17 protein-coding genes are annotated in these 17,462 nt (G+C 71.9%); 7 read left to right on the top strand and 10 right to left on the bottom strand.

Going from position 1 to position 17,462, the window contains the following annotated elements:
- Nucleotides 1–17: 17 nt before the first annotated feature.
- The 3 genes from ACIQMJ_RS06290 to ACIQMJ_RS06280 all read right to left on the bottom strand — a co-directional run bounded on the left by ACIQMJ_RS06290 (nucleotide 18) and on the right by ACIQMJ_RS06280 (nucleotide 3,371).
- Nucleotides 18–1,013 (bottom strand): TAXI family TRAP transporter solute-binding subunit, encoded by a 996-nt coding sequence (locus ACIQMJ_RS06290; RefSeq protein ID WP_499759888.1) that lies wholly within the window; start codon nucleotides 1,011–1,013, stop codon nucleotides 18–20.
- Nucleotides 994–2,991, bottom strand: a complete 1,998-nt coding sequence (locus ACIQMJ_RS06285) for a TRAP transporter permease (RefSeq protein ID WP_499759887.1) — start codon at nucleotides 2,989–2,991, stop codon at nucleotides 994–996. Before ACIQMJ_RS06285 ends, ACIQMJ_RS06290 begins: the two co-directional genes overlap by 20 nt.
- Nucleotides 2,992–3,110: 119 nt before the next feature.
- Nucleotides 3,111–3,371 (bottom strand): UBP-type zinc finger domain-containing protein, encoded by a 261-nt coding sequence (locus ACIQMJ_RS06280; RefSeq protein ID WP_141980017.1) that lies wholly within the window; start codon nucleotides 3,369–3,371, stop codon nucleotides 3,111–3,113.
- Between the two features lie 28 nt (nucleotides 3,372–3,399).
- Between ACIQMJ_RS06280 and ACIQMJ_RS06275 the strand changes: the two genes are divergently transcribed.
- Nucleotides 3,400–4,953 (top strand): Na+/H+ antiporter, encoded by a 1,554-nt coding sequence (locus ACIQMJ_RS06275; protein ID WP_499759886.1) that lies wholly within the window; start codon nucleotides 3,400–3,402, stop codon nucleotides 4,951–4,953.
- 125 nt (nucleotides 4,954–5,078) lie between these two features.
- Entirely contained in the window at nucleotides 5,079–6,182 is a 1,104-nt protein-coding gene (locus ACIQMJ_RS06270; protein WP_499759885.1) for a glycerophosphodiester phosphodiesterase, read from the top strand.
- Nucleotides 6,183–6,292: 110 nt separating this feature from the next.
- Here the strand turns inward: ACIQMJ_RS06270 and ACIQMJ_RS06265 are convergent, their stop codons facing one another.
- From ACIQMJ_RS06265 to ACIQMJ_RS06245, 5 genes are all read right to left on the bottom strand, one after another.
- A complete protein-coding gene (locus tag ACIQMJ_RS06265; protein ID WP_499759884.1) occupies nucleotides 6,293–7,549 on the bottom strand; it encodes an LLM class flavin-dependent oxidoreductase in 1,257 nt (418 codons plus the stop codon).
- Entirely contained in the window at nucleotides 7,546–8,496 is a 951-nt protein-coding gene (locus ACIQMJ_RS06260; protein ID WP_499759883.1) for an ABC transporter substrate-binding protein, read from the bottom strand. The genes ACIQMJ_RS06265 and ACIQMJ_RS06260 overlap by 4 nt, the downstream gene beginning before the upstream one ends.
- Nucleotides 8,480–9,181: an ABC transporter ATP-binding protein gene (locus ACIQMJ_RS06255; RefSeq protein WP_499759882.1), complete on the bottom strand. Its 702-nt coding sequence runs from the start codon at nucleotides 9,179–9,181 to the stop codon at nucleotides 8,480–8,482. Before ACIQMJ_RS06255 ends, ACIQMJ_RS06260 begins: the two co-directional genes overlap by 17 nt.
- A complete protein-coding gene (locus ACIQMJ_RS06250) occupies nucleotides 9,166–9,990 on the bottom strand; it encodes an ABC transporter permease (protein WP_499759881.1) in 825 nt (274 codons plus the stop codon). Before ACIQMJ_RS06250 ends, ACIQMJ_RS06255 begins: the two co-directional genes overlap by 16 nt.
- Before the next feature lie 198 nt (nucleotides 9,991–10,188).
- Entirely contained in the window at nucleotides 10,189–11,481 is a 1,293-nt protein-coding gene (locus ACIQMJ_RS06245; protein WP_141980009.1) for an adenylosuccinate synthase, read from the bottom strand.
- A gap of 88 nt (nucleotides 11,482–11,569) precedes the next feature.
- Between ACIQMJ_RS06245 and ACIQMJ_RS06240 the strand changes: the two genes are divergently transcribed.
- The 3 genes from ACIQMJ_RS06240 to ACIQMJ_RS06230 all read left to right on the top strand — a co-directional run bounded on the left by ACIQMJ_RS06240 (nucleotide 11,570) and on the right by ACIQMJ_RS06230 (nucleotide 13,270).
- On the top strand, nucleotides 11,570–12,247 hold the full coding sequence (locus tag ACIQMJ_RS06240; RefSeq protein WP_499760263.1) for a hypothetical protein: 678 nt from the start codon (nucleotides 11,570–11,572) through the stop codon (nucleotides 12,245–12,247).
- A gap of 108 nt (nucleotides 12,248–12,355) precedes the next feature.
- Nucleotides 12,356–13,015 carry an HNH endonuclease family protein gene (locus ACIQMJ_RS06235; protein WP_499759880.1) on the top strand — a complete coding sequence of 220 codons (660 nt, stop codon included), beginning with the start codon at nucleotides 12,356–12,358 and terminating at the stop codon, nucleotides 13,013–13,015.
- Nucleotides 13,016–13,021: 6 nt separating this feature from the next.
- Nucleotides 13,022–13,270 carry a hypothetical protein gene (locus ACIQMJ_RS06230; protein WP_499759879.1) on the top strand — a complete coding sequence of 83 codons (249 nt, stop codon included), beginning with the start codon at nucleotides 13,022–13,024 and terminating at the stop codon, nucleotides 13,268–13,270.
- Here the strand turns inward: ACIQMJ_RS06230 and ACIQMJ_RS06225 are convergent, their stop codons facing one another.
- Together ACIQMJ_RS06225 and ACIQMJ_RS06220 are read right to left on the bottom strand one after the other, a co-directional pair.
- A complete protein-coding gene (locus ACIQMJ_RS06225; RefSeq protein ID WP_499759878.1) occupies nucleotides 13,271–14,368 on the bottom strand; it encodes an FUSC family protein in 1,098 nt (365 codons plus the stop codon).
- Between the two features lie 4 nt (nucleotides 14,369–14,372).
- A complete protein-coding gene (locus ACIQMJ_RS06220; RefSeq protein WP_141980005.1) occupies nucleotides 14,373–14,780 on the bottom strand; it encodes a DUF3151 domain-containing protein in 408 nt (135 codons plus the stop codon).
- Between the two features lie 294 nt (nucleotides 14,781–15,074).
- On the opposite strand from ACIQMJ_RS06220, the gene ACIQMJ_RS06215 reads away from it, so the two are divergent.
- Nucleotides 15,075–16,190, top strand: a complete 1,116-nt coding sequence (locus ACIQMJ_RS06215) for a hypothetical protein (protein ID WP_499760262.1) — start codon at nucleotides 15,075–15,077, stop codon at nucleotides 16,188–16,190.
- A gap of 68 nt (nucleotides 16,191–16,258) precedes the next feature.
- Nucleotides 16,259–17,431 (top strand): serine hydrolase domain-containing protein, encoded by a 1,173-nt coding sequence (locus ACIQMJ_RS06210; protein WP_499759877.1) that lies wholly within the window; start codon nucleotides 16,259–16,261, stop codon nucleotides 17,429–17,431.
- Nucleotides 17,432–17,462: the final 31 nt, after the last annotated feature.

Below are 17,462 nucleotides of genomic sequence, written 5' to 3'. Positions count from 1 at the left end.
CTAGATGACCCGGCCGGTCAGCCGCCCAGTGCGTCCAGCGAGCCGGGGTGCAGCGGCACCGGGTCGGTCATGCCGGCCTTCTCCTTGACGATGTCCTTGGCCGCCGGGTGCACGGCTTCCAGGTCCGCCTTCTTCTCGAAGATGAGCTTGGTCACGGCGCACGCGTCGCCGTCCGGGAAGTCCGCGCGCACGAGCAGCACGTTCGGCACCGCCACGGTCGGCACGTCGGCCGGCTGCCCGTAGGTCGCGGCCGGGATGACGCCCCGGTCGTAGACCTCGTTGACCTCCTTCAACGCGTCCAGCTGAGGCGTGATGTCGAGGAACTTGACCTGGTCCTTCAGCGACGTGGTGATGTCGGTGATCTGCGCGGTGGGCAGGCCGCCGGACCACACGAGGCCGTCGATGCTGCCGTCCTTCATCCCGTCCGCGGTCTTGGCCAGGTCGAGCCGCTGCGCCTGCACGTCGGTCTCGGGGTTGAGCCCGGCCGCGGTCAGCAGCCGCTGCGCGATCACCTCCGTGCCCGACTTGGGCGACCCGGTGGAGATCCGCTTGCCGCGCATGTCCGCGACCGAGTTGATCCCGGAGTCGGCCCTGACCAGCACCTGCGTGTAGTTCGGGTAGAGCCTGGTCAGCGCCTTGACCTGCTGCGGCTTGCCGTCGAACGCGCCCTTGCCCGCGACCGCGTCGGCCGCCGTGTCGGCCAGCGAGAACGCCACGTCGTAGTCGCCCGCGACGAGCTGCTGGATGTTCTGCACGGACGCGCCGGTCTCGGCGGCGGTGGCCTTGAGCTTGGTGTTGTCGCTGATCAGCTTCGCGAGCCCGCCGCCCATGACGTAGTACACGCCGCCGGAGTTGCCGGTCGCGATGGTGATCCGGCCGTCCGCGGCCTCGCAGGCGGCTCCGCCCGCGTTGCTGTTCGGCGACGCGTCCGGGGTCCGCTTCCCGCCGCACCCGGCGGCGAGGAGGCCGACCGAGAGCACGCCCACGGCGACCTTAAGCGTCCAGCTGCGCATGCTGTTCCTTTCCCGAGGGGGTCTTCCGGCGTAGGACGACGTGCACCGCCACCGCGGCCAGCAGGAACGCCAGGCCGACGGCGATGGTGACGGGTTGCAGGTAGAGCAGCGCCACGGCGGCGGGCGCGCACAGCAGGCGCTCCGGCCACCGGGCGGGACCGAACACCCAGCCGCCGGTGAGCACGGCCAGCGCCGCCACGCCCAGCGCGGACGCGGCGAACGCCCACAGCCCGTCGAGGAACGACGTGCGCAGCAGCAGCCCGGAGCCGTTGTCGGTCAGCACGAACGCCAGCGGCACCAGGAACGCGGGCAGGGTGTACTTCCACGTCCGCCACATCGTCTTCATCACGTCGCCGCCGGTGATCGCGGCGGCGGCCACGGCGGCGAGCGCCGTCGGCGGCGTCACCTCCGACAGCACCGCGTAGTAGAAGATGAACATGGCCGCTTCCTCGCGCGCCACGCCCAGGTCGATCAGCGCGGGCCCGATGACGACCCACGAGATGATGAACGACGCCGTCACGGGCACGGCCAGGCCGAGCAGGCTGACCGCGAACGCCGCCAGCACGACCGTGACGAACAGGACCACCTGCGGGTTGGACGAGATCGCGCCCGCGATGTCCACCAGGGCCGCTGCCAGCTCCTGGCCGAGCCCGGTCTTGGTGATGGTGGACGTGATCACGCCCGCCGCCGCGCACACCGCGATGACCGGCAGCGCCGACCGCACGCCCAGCGACAGCGAGTCGGCCATGGCCCGCAGCCACGCGCGCACGTCGCCGCGCTGGGCGATCAGCGCGAACACCGCCGCGACGCCGGTCGCGTAGACCACGGCGGAGAACACCGGGATGTCCAGCGCCAGGAACACCACGATCACCGCGAGCGACAGGAAGTGGTAGCCGCCCTGCTTGAGCAGCGCCCACGGGCTCGGCGAGTCGATCTCCACCGGCTTCGCGCCGAACTTGCGCGCGTCGATCTCCACGGCCAGCGCGATGCCCAGGTAGTACAGCAGGGTCGGCAGGATCGCCCAGATCAGCACTTGGAGGTAGGACGTCTCCAGGTACTCGGCGATGATGAACGCCGCCGCGCCCAGGGTCGGCGGCGACAGGATCGCGCCGATGCCGGACGCGGCGAGCAGCCCGCCCGCGTTCTCCTTGGGGTAGCCCGCCTTCTTCAGCATCGGCCAGGTCACCGCGCCCAGCGACACGGTGGTCGCGGTGCCGGAGCCGGACACGGTGCCGAGCAGGAACCCGGCGGTGGCGGCGGTGCGGCCGGGCGCGGTGCGCGACTTGCGGAACGCGGAGAAGCTGATGTCCACGAAGAACGTGCCGGCGCCGGACGCGTTGAGCACCGCGCCGTAGATCGTGAACAGCACGATGTAGGTGGCGGCGACGTCCAGCGGCGTCCCGTAGAACCCGGTCGCGTCGTTGTAGAAGCCGTTGATGATCTGGGAGAAGTCCACGCCGGCGTGCGAGATGTCCCAGGACGGCGGCAGGAACCCGCCGTAGTAGGCGAACGCGATGAACCCGACGCAGACGATCGGCAGCACCCAGCCGGTGGTCCGCCGGCAAGCCTCCAGGATGAGCACCAGCAGCAGCGACCCGGCGACGATGTCGAGGGTGGTGAGCTGCCCTTGGCGGTCGAGGAACGCGTCGAACCCGCCGAACAGGGGGTACGCGCCCACCGCGAACGCCAGGGTGGCCGCCACCCAGTCCACGACACCGGGGTCGTCGGCGTCGCCGCGCCTGCCGCGCGGCCGGTAGCAGAGGAAGACCAGCGGCAGCGTGACCGCCAGGAAGATCACCAGGTAGTACTGGCCGCCCTTGCTGAACGGCCAGAACACCTGCTTGAGCACGAGCAGCGCGATGGCGAGGCCCGCCACCCACACGCCCAGCTCCCACCGGGGGGACAAGGCGCGCGACGGGCGCTCCTCGTCGTACTCGGCGAGCAGTTCATCGACTTCGACCTGCGGCTTGGTCGTCACGCGCACCCCTTCGTGTCGCGCCTGGTGAAGCGCTCACGAAGCTACTTGTGTCGCGGGTCACAGCCATAGACCGACCGCCTAAAGGGACTGTAAAGACAGTCCGGCCGGGCTCGCCGGGCTCACACGATCCGGGCGTCCAGGTAGCACCAGCGCCAGTCCTCGCCCGGCTCGAACGACCGCATAACGGGGTGTTCCGAGGCGTGGAAGTGCGCGGTCGCGTGCCGGCGGGGGCTGGAGTCGCAGCAGGCGACGTGCCCGCAGGACAGGCAGATGCGCAGGTGGGCCCAGTTGTGCTCGTCGTTGGCGAGGCAGTCGGCGCAGCCCTCGGGGTTGTCCGGGGCGACGGAGTCCGGGAGCTCTGAGACGTGAGGACAGGTCATACCGGTCATCATCACGCAAGATTGCGCCATGCACGGACCGGAACTGCTCCTGTTGCTCGTCGGCGCGCTGCTCGTCACGGCGGCGGCGAAACGCCTCAACTGGTCGGCCCCGCTGGTGCTGGTGGGCGTCGGGCTCGCGGTGTCGTTCATCCCGGGCCTGCCCGAGTTCGCCCTGGAGCCGGAGCTGATCCTGGTCCTGGTGCTGCCGCCGCTGCTGTACTCGGCCGCGCTGGACAGCTCCTACCACAACATCCGGGCCAACCTCAGGCCGATCGGGCTGCTCGCGGTGGGCCTGGTGCTGGCGACCACGATCGCGGTGGGGCTGGTCGCGCACCTCGTGCTGCCCGCCCTGTCGCTGCCGGCGGCGCTGGTGCTGGGCGCGGTGGTGGCTCCGCCGGACGCGGTCGCCGCGGTCGCGATCGGGCGGCGGCTCAACCTGCCGCGGCGGACGATGACGCTGCTCACCGGCGAAAGCCTGATCAACGACGCGACCGCGCTGACGGCGTACAAGGTGGCCGTCGCGGCGGCCGCGGGCACCGCCGCGACCTGGGTGGACGGCACCCGCACGTTCGTGATCAGCGCCGGTGGCGGCGTGCTGGTCGGGTTGGCGATCGGCTGGGGCGTGCGGTGGATCCGGGACCGGCTCGACGACGGCGTGCTGGAGAGCGCGCTCGGCATGCTGGTGCCGTTCGGCGCGTACATCTTCGCCGAGGAGCTGCACGCGTCCGGCGTGCTCGCGGTCGTCATCGCCGGGCTCTACATCGGGCACTACGCGCCGCGCAGCTCCTACTACACGCGCTTGCAGGACACCGCGGTGTGGCGGTCGGTGGACATGTTGCTGGAGTCGTTCGTGTTCGCGTTGATCGGCTTGCAGCTCAACAGCGTGGTGCGGGACGTGGACATCACCGCCGGGCTGGTGTGGGCGGCGGCGGCCGTGCTGGCGGCGACGATCGTGGTGCGGTTCGTGTGGATGTACCCGGCCGCGTACCTGCCGCGGCTGTTGTCGAAGCGCGTCCGGGAGCGCGAGGGCGCGCCGGGGTGGCGCGGCGTGACCGTGCTGTCGTGGGCGGGGATGCGGGGCGTGGTGTCGCTGGCCGCGGCCAGCGCGTTGCCGCTGGACCTGCCCGGGCGCGAGGTGATCGTGTTCTGCGCGTTCGTGGTCACCGTGGGCACGCTGCTCATCCAGGGGCTGTCGCTGCCGTTCGTGATCCGCAAGCTCGGGTTCCGCGGTGACGAGGAGCGGACCGACGCGCTGGCCGAGGCGCAGGTGCAGCACGCCGCCGCGCAGGCCGCCGTGCGCAAGCTGGACGAGGTGATCGGGGACGACCACGACACGCCGGGGCACGTCGTGGACCGGCTGCGGGTGATGGCCGAGCACCGGGGCAACGCGGCGTGGGAGCGGCTGGGCAGGCAGGAGGAGGAGAGCCCGGCCGCGTCGTACCGGCGGTTGCGCCGCACGATGCTGGAGGCCGAGCGCCAGGTGTTCATCGAGGCCCGCGACGAGGGCCGGATCGACGACGAGGTGCTGGTCCGGGTGCTGCGCGAGCTCGACTTGGAGGAAGCGGCCATATCCAGGGAGTGACGACCCCCGAAGCGCCCACCACGCGTTCACCGTGACGTGTCCTGCCCTTCGCCCTAGCGTGTTCGGGACGTCGCGGTGCGCGACGAGGCTGCCGCGCGTCAGGAGTGGAGTCGAGGAGGTCGGCGATGGTGCGGACGAAGATCGTGGGGGCGGCGCTCGCGGCGCTCGCGGTGGCGGGGGCGGTGGTGCTGCCCTCGGCGTCGGCGAGCGGTGACGCGGAGGTGGCATCACCCCGCAAGGGCCCGCTGGTGATCGGCCACCGCGGCGCGTCGGGCTACCGGCCCGAGCACACGCTGGCCGCGTACGAGCTGGCCGCGCGGATGGGCGCCGACTACGTCGAGCCGGACCTGGTGGTGACCAAGGACGGCAAGCTGGTCGCCCGGCACGAGAACGAGATCGGCGGCACCACGGACGTGTCGGCGCGGCCGGAGTTCGCCGGGCGCCGGACCACCAAGGTCATCGACGGCGCGTCGATCACCGGCTGGTTCACCGAGGACTTCACGCTCGCCGAGCTGAAGACGCTGCGGGCCGAGGAGCGCATCCCGGAGGTCCGGCCGCGCAACACCCTCTACGACGGCCGGTTCGAGGTGCCGACGCTGGAGGAGGTCATCGACCTGTCCCGCCGGTTGAGCCGCGAGCTCGGGCGTGACATCGGCCTGTACCCGGAGACCAAGCACCCGACGTACTTCCAGGACATCGGCCTGCCGCTGGAGCCGCGCCTGGTGGACGTGCTGACCAGGGCGGGGCTGAACCGGCACGGCGCGAAGGTCTACGTGCAGTCGTTCGAGGTGGCGAACCTCAAGCAGCTCAAGGGGAAGCTGCGGGTGCCGCTGGTGCAGCTGGTCAACTCGTCGGGCGCGCCGTACGACTTCGTCAAGGCGGGCGACAAGCGCACCTACAGCGACCTCGTGACGCCGGAGGGGCTGCGCGAGATCCGCACGTACGCCCACGGCGTCGGCGCGGCGAAGGACCGGATCATCCCGCGTGACGCGGCGGGTTTCCTGCTCGAGCCGACCACCCTGGTGCGCGACGCCCACACCCGCGGCCTGATCGTGCACGCGTGGACGTTCCGCAACGAGAACACGTTCCTGCCGGCGGACTTCCGCAAGTCCACCGACCCGGCGGCGTACGGCGACGCGTTCGGCGAGTACGCGAGGTTCTACGCGACGGGCCTGGACGGCGTGTTCGCCGACAACCCGGACACGGCCGTGGAAGCCCGCAAGGGCTGAGGCGCGTCCCACGCCGACTCGACCTCCGCCGGATGCGCCGAACCGCTCCCCGCGAGTCGGGACCGGATGACCGGTCCGACTTCCGGGGAGCGGTTCGGCGTGCGCGCGGCTCAGGAGCTGCTGGGCACAGCTTCGCGAGGGTCCCCGCCAAGGGGAACCCTTGATGCGATTTTACCGGTGGGGACCGACAATTCCTTGCCGTCGTGCGAGTCAGAGCGGTCGTGCGAGTCAGAGCGGTCGTGCGAGTCGGGCCCGTCGTCGGCCGACGCGCCGGCGAGCAGGCCGCGTCGCGCCAGGATCGGCAGGACGCCCTCGCCGAACCAGTACGCCTCCTCCAGGTGCGGGTAGCCGGAGAGCACGAACTCCTCCACGCCGAGCCCGTGGTACTCCTCGATCAAGTCGGCCACCTCCTCGTGGCTGCCGACCAGCGCCGTGCCCGCGCCGCCGCGCACCAGGCCGATGCCCGCCCACAGCCCGGGGTGCACCTCCAGGCCGCGCACGCCACGGCTGAGGTCGCCGCCGTGCAGCGCCACCATCCGCTGCTGCCCCACCGACTGCGACGTCCGCAGCTGCTCCTGCGCCCTGGCCACCTGCGCCGGGTCGAGCGCCGCCAGCAGCTTCTCCGCCTCGCGCCACGCCTCGGCCGACGTGTCGCGGCTGATCGTGTGCAGCCGCACGCCGAACCGGATCGGCCGGTCGCCCGCCAGCGCCCGCACCCGGCCGATCTTCTCCGCCACCTGCGCGGGCGGCTCGCCCCACGTCAGGTACACGTCGGCCCGCCGCGCCGCGACCGGCAGCGCCGCGTCCGAGGACCCGCCGAAGTAGATCGGCGGCACGGGGTCCGGTGCGGCGAGCACCGTCGCGCCCGACACCCGGTAGTGCTCGCCGGCGAAGTCCACCGGCCGCCCCGACCACACCTCCCGCACCACGTGCAGGAACTCGTCGGTCCGCGCGTACCGCTGGTCGTGGTCGAGCCAGTCGCCGAACCGGCGCTGCTCCACCTCGTCCCCGCCGGTCACCACGTTCAGCAGCAGCCGACCGCGCGAGATCCGCTGGTAGGTCGCCGCCATCTGCGCGGCCAGCGTCGGCGAGATCACGCCCGGCCGGAACGCCACCAGGAACTTCAGCGTCGACGTCCGCGCGAGCAGCGCCGCCGTGGTCAGCCACGCGTCCTCGCACCACGTGCCGGTCGGCGTCAGCACGCCCGCGAACCCGTTGTGCTCGGCCGCCCGCGCGACCTGCGCCAGGTAGTCGATGTCCGGCTCCCGCAGCGCCGCCGCGCCGAGCGACCGGTTGGCGTGGAAGCGCTCCACGACGGTCCGGCCGTCGCCGGAGGTGGGCAGGAACCAGTGCGGCACGACGCTCACGACAGCTCCCCCTGGAATCGGGTGTCCACGAACTTCCGGAAGTCGACCTTGCCGGGCAGCGCGCCGTCCGCGGTGAACGCGTCGGCCAGCTCCTGCTCGGACGCGATCACCGCGTCGTCCAGCCGCACGGGCAGGTCACCGCCGCGCTCGACGGCCGCCCGCGCCACCTCGAGCTTCAGCCCGGTCTCCGCCGCCCACACCCGCGCCCACTCCTCGCGGTGCGTGTCGGCCCACCGCTGCGCCTGGCCGATCCGCTTCACGAACTCCTTGACCGCCGCGCTCTTGCCCGGCGAGTCCAGCGCCGCGCGACCGGCCACCTGGAACGTGTAGCCGTTGGACTTGCCGCGCCCGTCGGTCAGCACGCGCGCGCCCGCTTCCTGCTGCGCCTGCGCCGTGTACGGATCCCAGATCGCCCACGCGTCGACGCGCTTCTGCGTGAACGCCGAGTACGCGTCCGACGGCTGGAGGAAGTTCAGCGTCACGTCCTTGGTCGTCAGCCCGGCCGCGGCGAGGGTCAGCAGCACCTGGCCGTGCGCGGAGCTGCCCTTGGCCACCGCGATGCTGCGCCCCTTGAGGTCCGACACCGCCCGCAAGGCCGAGTCGGCGGGCACCAGCAGGGCGTCGCTCTCCACGTTGCCCTTCGCCGAGTACACGGCGGCGATCTTGGCGTTCGCCGCCGCCGCGAAGATCGGCGGCGTGTTGCCGACCCCGCCGACGTCGATCGCACCCGCCGACGCGGCTTCCAGCAGCGGCGGTCCGGACGTGAACGTGGACCACTCGATCGGGAACGGGAAGTCGTCGAGCAGCCCGGCGGCCGTCAGCAGCGCCTTCGACCCGCCCTTCTGGTCGCCCACCTTCAGCACCACCGGGCCGTCGGACGACTCGGCCGTGCCGCAGCCCGACAACGCCAGCACCGCGACCACGACCGCGCTAAGCAGCTTCGACATCGTCCACTCCCAGGTTCGACAGCACGTGCGAGCGAAGGTCCGCGAACGACGCGCGGCGGCGCGGTCGCGGCAGGTCGACGCGGTGCTCGGCCACGATCCGACCTTCGTCCAGCACCACGACGCGGTCGGCCAGCAGCAGCGCCTCGTCCACGTCGTGGGTCACGAACAGCACGGCGGGCCGGTGCTCCCGCCACAGCTGCTCCACCAGGTGGTGCATGGCCAGCCGGGTCAGCGCGTCCAGCGCGCCGAACGGCTCGTCCAGCAGCAGCAGTTCCGGCTCGCGCACCAGCGCCCGTGCCAGCGACACGCGCTGCGCCTCGCCACCGGACAGCGTCAACGGCCACGCGTCGGCGTGGTCGGCGAGCCGGACCTCCGCCAGCGCGTGCTCCGCGACCGAACGGCCGTCGACGCCGCGCAGCCCCAGCGTGATGTTGCGCCACACCCGCCGCCACGGCAGCAGCCGAGGCTGCTGGAACGCGACCGACACCCGTTCGGGCACCGTGAACGTCCCCTGCACGTCGGGGTCGAGCCCGGCCAGGATCCTCAGCAACGTCGACTTGCCGCACCCGCTGCGGCCCAGCAGCGCCACGAACTCGCCGTCCGCCACGTCCAGGTCCAGCCCGGCCAGCACCCGCCGTGACCCGAAGTCCTTGACCAGTCCCCGGATCCTCACCGCGCCCGCCACCGCAGCACCCTCCTCTCCAGCGCGCGCACCAGGGCGTCCGTGGTCAGCCCGAGCAGCGCGTAGACGAGCAGGCCCACCACGACGACGTCGGTGCGCAGGAACTCGCGGGCGTTGTTGATCAGGTAGCCGATGCCCGCGTCCGCGTTGATCTGCTCGCCCACGATCAGCGACAACCACGCGGTGCCGAGCGCGATCCGCAGCCCGACCAGCGTCTGTGGCACGGCCGAGGGCAGCACGACGTGCGCGATCCGCTCGAACCGCGTGTAGCCGAGGACGCGTGCGGCTTCCAGCAGCGCCGGGTCGGTCTGCCGGATGCCCGCGTGCAGGTTCAGGTAGAGCGGGAACGCCACACCCGCCGCGACCAGCGCCAGCTTCGGCTCCTCGCCGATGCCGAACCACAGGATGAACAGCGGGATCAGGCCCAGGTGCGGCAACGTGCGCAGCATCTGCACCGGCGGGTCGAGCAGCCGCTCACCCCACCGGGACAGCCCGGACGCCAGGCCCAGCGCGCCACCGACGACCGCGCCGAGGGCGAACCCCACCGCGACCCGGCCGGCCGACACCAGGAACGCGTCCACCAACTGCCCGTCCACGACCAGCTCGTACGCGGTCCGGAACACGGTGACCGGCGAGGCGAGCTTGTCCGGCGGCAGCACGCCCGAACTGCTCGCGGCCTGCCACAGCAGGACGAGCCCGACGGGGCTCAGCCAGCGGCGCAGATCGGGCCACTTGCGTTGTTTCAATGCGGGCGCACGCGCGGGCACAACGGATTCGGGACGCGCGACAACACCCGCCGTGGAAATCGACACGGATTTCTCCCAGCGGAGGGGCAACATCGGACGCGCTGATCAGCGAGTCAGAGTTTTGATATCCGGTCGGTAGAAGTCAACGCGTCCCGAATCATGAAAAAGCCTCCGACACCGATTGCGTCGGTGCCGGAGGCATTGTCTTCGGCCGCTGCTCCGCAGACGGCGGCTCGATCGCCCGGAAGTCGATCAGTGCGGGTGTCAGCCGCCCAGCATGTCGTGGCGCACGATGGTCTGGTCGCGGCCCGGGCCGACGCCGATCGCGGACATGCGGGCGCCGGAGATGTCCTCCAGGTGCTCGACGTACGCGCGGGCGTTCGCGGGCAGCTCCTCGAACGTGCGGCAGTGGCTGATGTCCTCGAACCAGCCCGGCAGCTCCTCGTACACCGGCACGGCGTGGTGCACGTCGGTCTGCGTCATCGGCATCTCGTCGACCCGCTCGCCGTCGATCGTGTAGCCGACGCAGACCGGCACCTTCTCCAGGCCGGACAGCACGTCCAGCTTGGTCAGGAAGTAGTCGGTGATGCCGTTGACCCGCGCCGCGTACCGGGCGATCACGGCGTCGAACCAGCCGGTGCGCCGCGAGCGCCCGGTCGTCACGCCGAACTCGCCGCCGGTCTTGCGCAGGTGCTCGCCCATCTCGTCGTTCAGCTCGGTCGGGAACGGGCCCGAGCCCACGCGGGTGGTGTACGCCTTGAGGATGCCGATGACCGTGGTGATCCGCGTCGGCCCGATGCCGGAGCCCGCGCTGGCGCCGCCGGAGGTCGGGTTGGACGACGTCACGAACGGGTAGGTGCCGTGGTCGACGTCGAGCAGCGTGCCCTGCGAGCCCTCCAGCAGCACGGTCTCGCCGCGCTCCAGCGCCTGGTTGAGCAGCAGGCGGGTGTCGGCGATCCGGGAGGTGAACTTGGTGCCGTGCTCCAGCACGCTGTCCACGACCTGCTCGGGGTCGAGCGCCTTGCGGTTGTAGACCTTGACCAGCACCTGGTTCTTGAAGTCCAGGGCGGCTTCGACCTTCTGCCGGAGGATCTTCTCGTCCAGCAGGTCCTGGGCGCGCACGCCGACGCGGGCGATCTTGTCCTGGTAGCACGGGCCGATGCCGCGGCCGGTGGTGCCGATCTTGGCCTTGCCCAGGTACCGCTCGGTGACCTTATCGATCGCCACGTGGTAGGGCATGATCAAGTGCGCGTCCGCGGAGATGAGCAGCTTGCTGGTGTCGACGCCCTGCTCGTCCAGGCCGGCCAGCTCCTCGAGCAGCACGCCGGGGTCGACCACGACGCCGTTGCCGATGACGCTGGTCACGCCAGGGGTGAGGATGCCGGAGGGGATCAGGTGCAAGGCGAACTTCTGGCCGTCGGGCAGCACCACGGTGTGCCCGGCGTTGTTGCCGCCCTGGTACCGGACCACCCACTGCACGCGGTCACCGAGCAGGTCGGTTGCCTTGCCCTTGCCCTCATCGCCCCACTGGGCACCGATCAGCACGACGGCCGGCATGTGAAACTCCAAGCGGTTGGACGGGTAAGAGCCGAATGCCTGCGACGGCCGAGCCGTCAGTGGACGGCTGTTGAGGGTAGACCAGGAGATGAAGGTGCGCGGAATCGTGCTGGCCTGCGGAAACTCGCAGTGGCCGATGATCACTGACGGTGACCGTTTCGAGGTGCGCCGAGTGGCGGAACGGCCGGGAAAGGCCGAGGTGGACGCCGTGCTCGCGGATTCGGGTGACAAACGTCTCGTCGTGCACGGCACCGACGCCGACCTCAACGCGGTCGTCCTGCGGCTGCTGCGCACGGAACGGCTCGCCGAGGTGCCGGTCGGGTACGTCCCCGCGGACCCGCGGTCCGAGGTGGCCCGGCTCTGGGGCCTGCCGACCGACCAGGGCCGCGCGCTCGACCTCGCCCTGTCCGGCGACCCCGATCGGGTGCCGCTGGTGCGGGACGACGTCGGCGGGGTGCTCGTGGGGCTCGGGTCGCTCGGCCCGGTGCGCGGAGTCGGCTACGGGGACGACACCGTGGTGCTTCGGGGTCAGGCGTCCCGGCTGGAGGTCACGCCCGACCCGGAGGGCGGGCTGGGCCTGGTGGTGCACGTCATCCACAAGCGCCTGTTCGGGAAGAAGGTGACCAGCACGGCGGCGCGCGCGTTCCAGCTCGGCTGCCTGCCGGTGCAGGTGAACTCGGACGGCGTCGCGCACCCGCGGCCGATGGGCAAGTGGACCTGGTACCGCCACACGGAGGACCTGCGGCTGGTCCGCGGGGTGCAGTGACGAAGGAATTGTCCGTCGCGCCATTCAGGCGTCACCCGAAAGCGTTGTAACGGAAGGAGAAATGACCCAAGGTAATTCCGACAGCTTCCAACTAGGAAGGTCGGAATTATGTCAACGGTCAACAAAACCGCGCGGTTCACCGCATCCCTGCGACTTCCGGCTTTTACCCTGCTCCTGGCTGGTGTGCTGGCGGTCGGCCTGGTCACCCCCGCCCAGGCGACGCCGCCCGACATCCCGAGCACCAGCACCGCGCTCGCGGAGCTGGCCGCGCTGAGGGTCGCGACCGAGGGCTCGACCAGCGGCTACTCGCGGGACCTGTTCCCGCACTGGACCACCGTCTCGGGCGCCTGCAACACCCGGGAGACCGTCCTCAAGCGCGACGGCACGAACGTGGTCACCGACTCCGGTTGCGCGGCCACCTCCGGCCGCTGGTACAGCCCGTACGACGGGGCGACGTGGACGGCGGCGTCCGACGTGGACATCGACCACGTCGTGCCGCTGGCCGAGGCGTGGCGCTCCGGCGCGTCGTCGTGGACCACGTCGCGGCGGCAGTCGTTCGCCAACGACCTGAGCGGCCCGCAGCTCATCGCCGTCACCGACAACGTCAACCAGGCCAAGGGCGACCAGGACCCGGCGCTGTGGAAGCCGCCGCTGACCTCCTACTGGTGCACCTACGCCAAGATGTGGACGCGCTCGAAGTACAAGTGGGGTTTGAGCGTGAACTCGGCGGAGAAGTCTGCACTGCAGAGCATGCTCGGGAGGTGCTGACGACCGATGGCCGACCTGTCTTCCGCGTTCGTGGCCGGGCCCGGCGGCGTCATGACCGACGAAGTCGGCGTGGTGACCGGTGACCTGGAACTGCGCACCACGCTGGCCGACGGCCAGTTGCGCGCGCTGGTGCGCTACGAGGGAGCGGAGGAGTGGTACGCCGTCACGGGCGCGTCGTGCCGACTGGCCGACGAGAAGGACCACGAAGCGGTGCACGCCGTCCTGCTCGGCGTGCTGAACCGCCCCGAGGGCTAGCTAGGCGTCGTCGCCGCCCTTCCTCGTGAGGGGCGGCAACGAGGACGCCGCCTCGTTCCTCGACAGACCGGTGGCCTGCAGCAGGTCCACCGCCACCGAGCGCACCTGCGCCAGCACCACCTTCGTGGAGAAACCCTCGCCGCCCAGGTGCTGCGCCGTGGCGCACGCCGCCGCCGCGCAGACCGCCGCGCGCGCCTTCTTCGGCTCGTCACCGCGTCCCAGCTCGGCCCGCAGCACGTCCACCGCGTCCGCGTACCGCCGCAGCACGTCGGGCAGCACGTCCGGCATCCGCTCGCCGTCGCGCAGCGCGGCCAGCGCCCGCCGCGCCAGCACCCTGGTGTTGCGCAGCGCGTAGTCCACCGGCACCGCGGCCGTCTCGTACCGGCCCAGCTCGTGCCGCCGGCGCCAGCGGATCGGCGCGATGGTCGCGATCTCGCCGCCGGTCTTCAACGCCGACGCGAACTCGTCCACCGCCTCCTGGCTGTCGCGCAGCCGCGCCAGCACGCCCGCGGCCTGCACGGCGTCGTGCTCGGACACCGCCGTCGCCACACCGCGCAGCGCCTCGGTCAGCTCGCCCAGCACCACCTTCGCCTGCCGGTGCGCCACGGTCAGCGGGTTCGCGGGCAGCAGCGCCGTCACCGCCAACCCCACCAGCCCGCCGACCAGCGCGTCCACCATCCGGTCCAGCCCGCCGCCCGCGCTGGGCGGCAGCAGCGTCGCGACCAGCACGGCCGACGACCCGGACTGCAGGGCGATCACCGCGCCACCGTCGAGCAGCACGGCCGTGGACATCGCCAGCGCCACTACCAGCGCGATCTGCCACGGCCCCGAGCCGATCAACGAGATCAGCACGTCGCCGACGCCGACGCCCACGGACACGCCGACGACGAGCTCCACGACGCGCCGCAGCCGCTGCCCCAGCGACACGCCCAGGCAGACGACGGCGGCGATCGGCGCGAAGAACGGGTGCGCGTGGCCCACCACCTCGGTGGCGACGAACCAGGACAGACCGGCGGCGAGCGCGGCCTGGCCGATCGGCAAGGCCGTGCTCTGCCACCGCTTCAGCCTGCGCGCCACCTCGTCGCGCACGGCCCCCACGCGGTCAGCTCAGACCGAGCGCGGCGGGCGCCGCCGGGTCGCTGTCGGCGAGGAACTTCCGGCAGCGCTCGTACTCCTCGGTCTCGCCGATCTCGTCCGCGGCCCGCGCCAGGGCCGCCAGCGCGCGCAGGAAGCCCTGGTTGCCGCGGTGCGACCACGGCACCGGGCCGTGGCCCTTCCACCCCGAGCGGCGCAGCTGGTCCAGGCCGCGGTGGTAGCCGGTGCGCGCGTACGCGTACCCGGCGACCGGGTCGCCGGTCTGCAACGCCCGCTCGGCGAGCAGCGCCCACGCCTCGCTGAAGTCGGGGTAGGCGCGGACGATCTTGGCCGGGTCGGTGCCCGCCTCGGCGGCGGCCTGCGCCTCCGGGCGGTCCGGCAGCAACGTGGGTTCGGGACCGAGCAGGTTCTCCATGCCGTCAGCTTAGGAATACCCGGGCCACCGCAGCGACCAGTGCCAGCACCAACGCGGTGACGATGACGCCGGCCACGACCCTCTTGCCCATGGGAGCGCTCCTCGGTTCTCAGTGAACTCTCAGCGCCGCACCTTTCCCGTTGCGGCCATTCAGAGCAACGCCGATCACCTGTTAGCATGAGCCGAACCGGGAATCTGCTGGTCGTGACCACCCCCTAGGGGAAGTCCCGGGAAATACCAGGGCGGGGCACCCTTCCAGCCACCCCCACCGGGACGCATCATGGGCGGGTGAACATGGGGGTTACCAACCGCGTCGCGCGTTTCCGCGACCAGTACTGGGAGCGCGGCGAGCCGGGGCGCGAGACGCCGCCGGCGCTCGTCGCCGGGCTCTACAAGCTCTGGCTCGCCGGTCTGCTGCTCAAGCTGATCGGTTCCTCGTGGGACGTGGCCTGGCACTTCAAGTGGCTGCGCGACGAGCTGGCGCCACCGCACCTGATCAACACCGCGGGCACGGTGATCGTGGTCGGGCTGACGCTGTTCCACACCTACACCGGCTACGGCGCGGACCGCACCGCGCTGCGGCTGATGCAGTGGGGCACCGGCGTCTTCCTGGTCGCGCTGCCCATCGACCTGATCAACCACCGGATCAACGGCCTCGACATCACGTCGTGGAGCGGGTCGCACGCCCTGCTGTACCTGGGCACCGCGATCATGCTGGCCGGCGCGATCCGCGGGTGGATCACGCTGTTCCCGACCGGCGGCCGGTGGCGGCGGTTCGGGCTGGCCGCGCTGTGGTTCTTCTTCCTGGAGAACATGTGGTTCCCCAACCAGCACCAGGAGTACGGCGTGCTGGAGATCGCCTCGTGGGACCGCGGTGACCCGTACGCCGAGCCGAGCCTGCTCCAGTTCGCCGCCGACCAGATCGGCCGCCCGGTCGACCGCGAGTCGATCGTGCAGTTCTCACTGCCCATCGCCGACTGGGTCTACCCGGTGTGGGGCCTGGTCGCGGCGGCCGTGGTGCTGGTCCTCGCCCGGCGCACGATCGGCACGCCGTGGGCCGCGACGGCGGTGGCGGGCGGCTACGTCGCCTACCGCCTGCTGATCTGGCCGCTGCTGGGCGTCGCCGACTTCCCGCTGTCGGCCGTGCCGGTGTTCCTGCTGCTCATCGGCCTGGCCGTGGACGCGGCGCACCTGGGCAGGCTGCCCGCGCCGCTGGCCGCGGTGCTCGGCTCGGCCGCCGTCACGGGCCTGGGCTACGGCGGCATCTGGGTGCAGCAGGAGCTGGACGCCGCGCCGCCGATCCTCTACCCGTCCGCCGCGGCGACGTTCGTCGTGCTGGCCGTGCTGTGGCTGGTCGCCGACCGGGTGAAGGTGGGGCAGACCCCCGGGCGACCACTGGTGACCGCCTGATTCCGATCGCCCCCGTTCCCCCCGAGGCTTGACCGGGTACGAGACCCGAACCCCTGGGGGAACACTTCATGCGTCGACTTCTCCGCGCGGCGGTGGCCGGGGCGCTGGCCCTGTCCCTGGCCGCCACCACCGCGGGCGCCGCGACCGCGTCCGGCGCCGAGCGCCTCACCGACCTGGCCGAGGACCTCGTCGCGGCGGGCGCGCCGGGCGTGGTCGTCCGGGTGGACGACGGCCGCCGCGTCACCGAGTTCGCCCGGCAGGCGCGCTGGACGCTGCGCGACCACCGCCTGCGCCCGGACGACCAGTTCCGGGTCGCGTCGAACACCAAGACGGTGACCGCGACGATCGCGCTCCAGCTCGTCGCCGAGGGCCGCCTGGCCCTGGCCGACCCGGTGGAGAGGTGGCTGCCGGGCGTCGTGCCGAACGGTGGCGCCATCACGGTGGAGATGCTGCTCAAGCAGACCAGCGGCCTGTACGACTTCCTCGACGACCCGCGCCTGGTCGGTCTGGTCACCGGGCAGGAACCGCGCCGGTGGCGGCCCGCCGAGCTGGTCGCCGTCGCCGTCGAGCACCCGCCGCTGTTCGCGCCCGGCGAGCGCTGGGACTACAGCAACACCAACTACGCGCTGGCCGGGATGGTGCTGGAGAGCGCGTCCGGCCTGACCTACGGCGAGCTGGTCCGGCGGCGCGTGGTCGAGCCGCTGCGGCTCACCGGCACCCGACTGCCCACCGACGCGACGTTCCCCGGCCGGCACGCGCACGGCTACGAACCCGACGCCGAGCACCTGGCGCCGCACCTGCCGCCCGGCACCCCGCCCGGGACGGGCTTCGCGGGCCCCGAGCACGACGGCCACGTGGACGTCACCGGCATCGACACCAGCCCGGCGTGGGCGGCGGGCGGCATGACGTCCACGGCGCGCGACTGGCAGCGCTTCCAGGCCGCCCTGTTCTCCGGCCGGCTGCTGCCGCGCGAGCAGCTGCGGGCCATGCTCGCGACCGTCCCCCAGGACGCGGGGACCGACCGCTACGGCCTCGGCGTGATGGAGATCAGCACCCCGTGCGGCACGGTGTGGGGCCACACCGGCGGCCTGCCGGGCTATTCCACCCACCACTTCGCCGACCGCACGGGCACGCGGACCCTCACCGTCCTCACCACCCGGATGGAGCGGTTCGCGCCGGAGAACACCGCGATCGAGCAGTCCCTGTTCCACGCCGCCGTCTGCCGCATGTACAGCAGGTAGTGCATGGCGAAACGGCCCCCTCCGAAACCCG

This window comes from Actinosynnema sp. NPDC091369 (assembly GCF_044757065.1).
In the GTDB taxonomy this organism is placed as follows: domain Bacteria; phylum Actinomycetota; class Actinomycetes; order Mycobacteriales; family Pseudonocardiaceae; genus Actinosynnema.
Note: the sequence above shows the minus strand (reverse complement) of the source record. Positions and strands in the feature narration are given on the sequence as shown.